Genomic DNA, 6,000 nt, shown 5'->3' with positions numbered 1-6,000 from the left:
ACGTAAGTTCTTTTCCCACATGAAGAGAGTTCTGACGCCAACATCAAAAACCTTGGCTGCCTCGACATGGCTGTGCCCCTCTTTGATGGAATCTAATGCTCGCTGTTTAAAATCTGTACTATATGCCATAGCTTTATTATAACATGCTTGTTTGAAACTAAGCAACTATACTATAATTTGAATCCTTTTGCTCACGATACTACTATAGAAATCAAGCATGAGTAAAACCAGTGGAACTTACCCTGACACGGAATTCCACTGGTTTTTATGATTTTTCTCAGACTAACTTCCAATTCTACTAGCGGTGGAACTTACTTTGGGAATTTAGCTTGTATTCTCTACTCACTTTTTGAAAAAGTTACAAGTCCAATAACTGACAACAAGAGAGAAATTCCAGAAATACTTAGCATAATAGAAATCATGTTATTCTCACCAGTGGCTGGTAACTGTTTTCCTTCTTTGATGACTGTAGCTAAAAGCACTTGTTGATCACTTCCAGCTAGTGTTTTATTCTCATGCTTAGCTTCTATATTGGAATGATGTATTGTAATTGATGTAGCTTTCTCAATTTTATCATTGCTAATTGAAGGCTTAATAGTTGAGACTTGTCTATTTTGACTTACTAATTTAACAGGTTGCACTTGAGAAACTGGCTTGATCGTTACAACTGGTTTAGCTGGAATAACTGGATTAACTGGTGCAACTGCTTTAGTTGGATCAACCGGCTTAACTGGTACAACTGGTTTGGTTGGGATCTCTACTTTATTAGCCTTAAGTTTTACAACCGTTTCTTTTAGAGCTTTGATTACTTCATTAATTTCTTCTTGACTAGCTTCTGCATTTTCCAAAAGTAGCTTAGCTTTGTTGAAAATAAGATGATATGCATCTTTCTCCTCTTTGCTAGCTGTCAAAAATCTTGGATCTTTTTCTTGGAACTTCACTTCATCCTCGATAACATTCTTTAGGCTCATAAAATCTGTTTCTTTCCCATTCAGCTGGTCTTGAGCTTGCAAGAAAGTGGTCAACAGACGGTCAATTTCATCTTGAGTTATCAAATCTTTTGTAATTAATAATGCCAAGAGTTTAAATTCACGATCATATTGACCTTTGCGTTCTTGATCAGAATTTATATATTTACCTTTTTTAACTGTCTCAGCATATGCTTTAATGGCATTCTTCAATGATGTGATATCAGATTCCTTACCATCCAATGTTTGCATAGCAGACTCTAAAGCCTTAACAATTTGGTCAATTTTATCTTGGTTAAGTTTACTTCCTAATGCTAGTTGCGCATCTTTGACACTTTGCTCAAACATCTCTTTTAAATTCTGTTTTGTATTATAATATCTTGGAGTTTTAACTACTTCCATTTGTTTATTTAAAGCTGCAATCAGAGCTAACTTAGAAACAACTGAAAGTGACAAAACATTATTTTTACCAAACAGAACTTTAAATGGTTGAAGATTATCAAGTAATTCATAACCGTTTGACAGATTTACAAGAACTTTATATTCACCAGTAACCACTTTCTTACCATAAGAATGTTTACCATATGTTTCAGCTGGCAAGACTTGACTCTGACCGTCTTCACCTACTAAAGTAATCATTGTAGTTCCAGGAACAGCTTGATTAAAGCCAACTGTTACTGGGGCATATTTCATTTTGTTAGCCAAGAAGGTAATAGTTTGAAAACTATTTTCTTTCGTTAAATCAAATTCCTTAGATAGAGCACTCACAAATTTCAACTCTGTACGATCATAGCTAAAAATTTCTGCAACATAATGCCCAAATTTCAAGAAATTAATATCTTTTGACTTATCAACGGTTACATATTGACCTTCGCTATTTTTAATGCGATAAACATAAGTTGTATCAATCTCATCATTGGTTTTATTGTTTAGTATAGCAATTTTTACACGACCACTATTTTCTTCACCTACAAGATCTTTGAGAGATATAAAATCTACATTTCCCGCAAAGTCTTCCACATAATAGAAGATTTTCGATTTATCAATGTTCTTAGGAAGTGTATAACTACCATCTTCATTTTGTTTGATAATCTGATACTGTTCGATTTCTGAATCTGCCGCCTCTCTATTTTCAGAAGGACGAATATAAAAGACTTTTTCTAGAAGAATTCCGCCATTTCCGACATCCTGAGGTTTACGAGCTATAAATTGTTCTTGATTTTTTTGAGAACGAATATATCCCGAAGTAATCAGAGGTTTTTGTGTATCGATTTGAATTTTAAATATTGTGTATTGTTCTTCAGCTCCAGGGACATCTGGCTTATAACTAATAACATAGTCATAAATTCCATCAGAGACTCGATTTCCATTAGAATCCTGTCCTCCCCAAGCTGTTTTATCTACAATGTAACTTCTTGGATTTCTAGTATCGCCATCAAAATAATTTTTCACAAGGTCTGTTGGACGACTTTGCCAAATAGGCTGACTGTGTGTTGTATCCGAAGAATCATAAACAGTTGCACGAAGATTTACCAAGTTTCTATAGACAAGAGTTTTAAATTGAACAGAATCTTTATTACCATCATCGTTCGGCGAGATAGCAAGGCGAACATTACCCTTTTCATCTAATTGAAGATGGTATTTTCCTTCATCATCTTGTTTCACTCCGAGTACAGTCACTCGATTTCCTTGACGCTCTGCTTTTAAAACATTTACATCATTTTCAGAACTTGTTAAATAAGTTACATCGTCTGAAGGTGAAATTCCTGGATTATCTTTATCAATTTCAGAGTAAAATCCACTGTTTCCTTCCTTAATCAATTGATAAATTGGTTTTTCAATTGCAGGTAGATTTTGGAATTCTCCCTTAAATCCCATAAATGGTAAACCAATAACAGAACCATCATCTGCAGGATTGACAAATCTAACAAATCCTTCTAGAAAATAACCATTTGGCATTATTTTGCTAAGTTCTTCAGTAAACTTACTTGTATCTACACTAACTGTTACTGTCTTCGTACTATGAGCTTTCACAGTTACTTCGGGCCAAACTGTTTCAGTTAGTTTTCGTGGACGGAGAGTGAATTTTCCTTCTTCAACTTCGTCCGTATTTGTATTTACAATCATCTTCAATGTTCGGTCTTTATCCGAAATATTATGAATTGTAACTTCAAAGGTAAATTTATCACCAACATTACCAAGAGTAACACTTGGATAATTATTTGCACCTGTTACAAATAGATCTGTGCTTGTTGCCGCCATCGTGTCAACTACGCCAGCACCTTGGTGACGTGGAGAAGTATAGGCTCCAGTTTGTTTATTAAAATGTGGTTTTGCAGTGGACATAATTAAAGCTTTTACAATCTCTGAAATTTGACTAGCTGATAATTCAGGATGTTTCTTTGCTAAATATTCTTTGACTAATGCTGCGACACCAGCTACATGAGGGGCCGCCATACTTGTTCCACTTATACTTCCATAACTATTGTCGTTAAATGATGAATAGATATTTCCACCAGGTGCAGTAACATCTGGTTTCAATTGTCCATCTGTTGTAACTCCCCAACTTGAAAAATCTGACAATTGGTCTGCAACATCTGATTTACGATTATCCATCTTGTGATTAAAGACAATTTTATACTGACCAGACTTAAGAATTTCACCATAATATTTTGAAATAAAGACAGATGGGATTTTCTTAGCATCACCTGTAACAGACATACTAACATTTGCACCTTCAACGTTGTTATAAATTAAAACTCCAGCTGCACCGTGTTGAAGAGCATTTTTAATCTTATCAGAGAAATGGATTTTACCACGTTGAATCAGTGCTAACTTACCTCTTACATCAATATTAGCAAAATCTTCTTCACGACCAATACCCGTTGCTACATATTCGTATTCTTTCCCTTTTTCAAAATCTTTTTCTGTTTCAGGTCTATTAAAATCAAACTTACCATAATCAAGGGTAGCGTCATTTTCTAAACCTTTTACTTCAAAGACTTCAGTAGTTAGAATTTTATTATTAATCGAAGCAACAGAAATTGAATCTTCTACTGTAGAGGGATTTCCGACGAGACCATAATCAGGATTTTCTGCTAATGGTTGTGAAAAACCTCTACCGAAAGTATTGCTATTACCAGCAGCAATAACAACAGATACTCCTTTAGTGCGTGCTCTTTTTACTGCTTCAATAATATCTGAACCCGCATCTACAGTTGAACCCGCACCTGCACCCAAACTCATATTGATCACATCCGCACCTAACGCAACTGCGTCATCAACGGCTTTTACATAGAGGGCAGAGGCTGTAGTTTTATCTCTATCTGAAAAAACTCTCATAAACATAATTTGAGCTTCTGGCGCCACCCCATAAACCTTCTCAGAATTCGGGGCTTTATTAATTGGATTTCCAGCTACAATACCAGTAACGTGCATTCCATGAGACTCTTTTTCAGCCTCTTTTATATTATCAGTTCCATCAAAGTAATCATAAGCATATACTACCTTGTCACTGTACCATTTTCCATAGTCAATACCGGCAGCTTTTTTAGCTTTTTCGATATCATCCTGATTTTTAAATTTCGCCTTTGACGGATCAGAAATACGCAGAACTTCATGATTCAAATCAAGGCCTGAATCTATAACAGCGACTACAGTTCCTTGCCCTTTGTGTCCTGCTTCCCATGTTTTAGGGACAGTAATCATTTCATTACTGGAGATACTATTTGGCTTTTCTTTATGTCCACTTTGAGATAACGACTGTGATTGTGAACTTTCGGAAGAAGAACTTCTTTCTACTGCTGATTCTTCCTTCTTCTCTTCACTTTTTATAGCAGTCTTTTCTTTCTGTGTGATTACATTCTTGTCTGACTTATTATCTCTATATTCTATAGAATCATCTTGTTTTACTGACGCTGTCGCTTCTGTTTTTTCCTTTGAAGAAGAATCTAGAGCATTCTTGTCAGCCGTGACTGACGGTGCGAGCTTATTTGAATCATCTAATTTATTAATTATTACTGCATGTGTAACTTGATTGGATGTTTCAAATTTCCCCTCAGCAGCACTAACCTGTACTAAAGCAAATCTGCATGCAAAGACCGATAGCAGAAAAATCGTTGCTATTTGGTACTTTTTATGACAAAAATCTTTGCAGTCTCCCATAAAATCACTCCTTTTTATTTAAATTAAAAGTATTATATCCTAAATTATCTGAAAATTCTATCAAAAACTTATTTTGTAACAAAATTGTAATATTAATCACTCTTCTCATGTAATTTAAACATAAAGAAATTTAATCTCGATTAATACAAGACTAAATTTCTTTATTAAATAATTACTTTCCATTCAATTACTCATTAAGCAAAAACCTTACTAATCACGGTCATAGAATAGTTCATGTGCTTTTATAGTAGATTGAAACTAGAATAGTACACCTCTACTTCTAAAACATTGTTAGAAATCGATTTGACTGTCCTGATCGATTTGTCCTATTCTTATTTCATTTTACTATAATCGTGAATTAAGCATTTCAGGAACTGTGACAAACGTAACCGTACAATAACGAAGTATATTGAAAAATCTCCAGACTAGAGAACTCACGGATAGTTCCTAATCTGGAGATTTCTTATTTGCACTTTTCTTGTACAACTTTAGTCCATGGTAAATAAGCCTCTAAAACCTCTTTGTTTACGAGAGTTTCCTCGTTTGGAAGACATTCTAGAAGATAGGATAGATATTTTTCACTATTTAGTTGATGACGTTTAGCTGTTTCCAACAAACTCATAATAATAGCTGTTGCTTTAGCTCCTTCAAAACTTTGAGAAAACAACCACCCTCGCTTTTTAAAATTTAGCTTAGGCTAAAAGAGTCCACTGGACTCTTTTACTCCGTCCCATTTTAGCGTGACTACCACGCTTTGTTCTATCTTTCTTCATATTTAAATAATATCAAAACCAAGCATTAATTTCAATGATAAATAAGTAAACTCATGGCTTTTGAGTAAAGAAAAAAGCTTAGAATGAACTAAGCT

The 6,000-nt window shown here is 34.5% G+C and carries 2 protein-coding genes and 1 pseudogene; all 3 read right to left on the bottom strand.

Annotation, left to right across the window (positions count from 1 at the left end; genetic code table 11):
* Positions 1–129 (bottom strand): IS630 transposase-related protein (locus tag HT688_RS10065; protein ID WP_240148173.1); only part of this gene is annotated, 129 nt, incomplete at its 3' end.
* Between the two features lie 209 nt (positions 130–338).
* Positions 339–5,132 carry a S8 family serine peptidase gene (locus tag HT688_RS10060; RefSeq protein WP_000502031.1) on the bottom strand — a complete coding sequence of 1,598 codons (4,794 nt, stop codon included), beginning with the start codon at positions 5,130–5,132 and terminating at the stop codon, positions 339–341.
* Positions 5,133–5,595: 463 nt separating this feature from the next.
* Positions 5,596–5,811, bottom strand: a pseudogene (locus HT688_RS10055) (transposase domain-containing protein); the annotation flags it as partial.
* Positions 5,812–6,000: the final 189 nt, after the last annotated feature.

Origin of the sequence: Streptococcus sp. 1559 (genome assembly GCF_013276735.1) — a bacterium.
In the GTDB taxonomy this organism is placed as follows: Bacteria; Bacillota; Bacilli; order Lactobacillales; family Streptococcaceae; genus Streptococcus; species Streptococcus pseudopneumoniae.
This window is presented reverse-complemented; position numbering and strand designations above follow the sequence as displayed.

Excerpts from the sequence above, each read along its gene's own strand:
- HT688_RS10060 (WP_000502031.1), bottom strand. The coding sequence starts at position 5,132 with ATGGGAGACTGCAAAGATTTTTGTCATAAAAAGTACCAAATAGCAACG.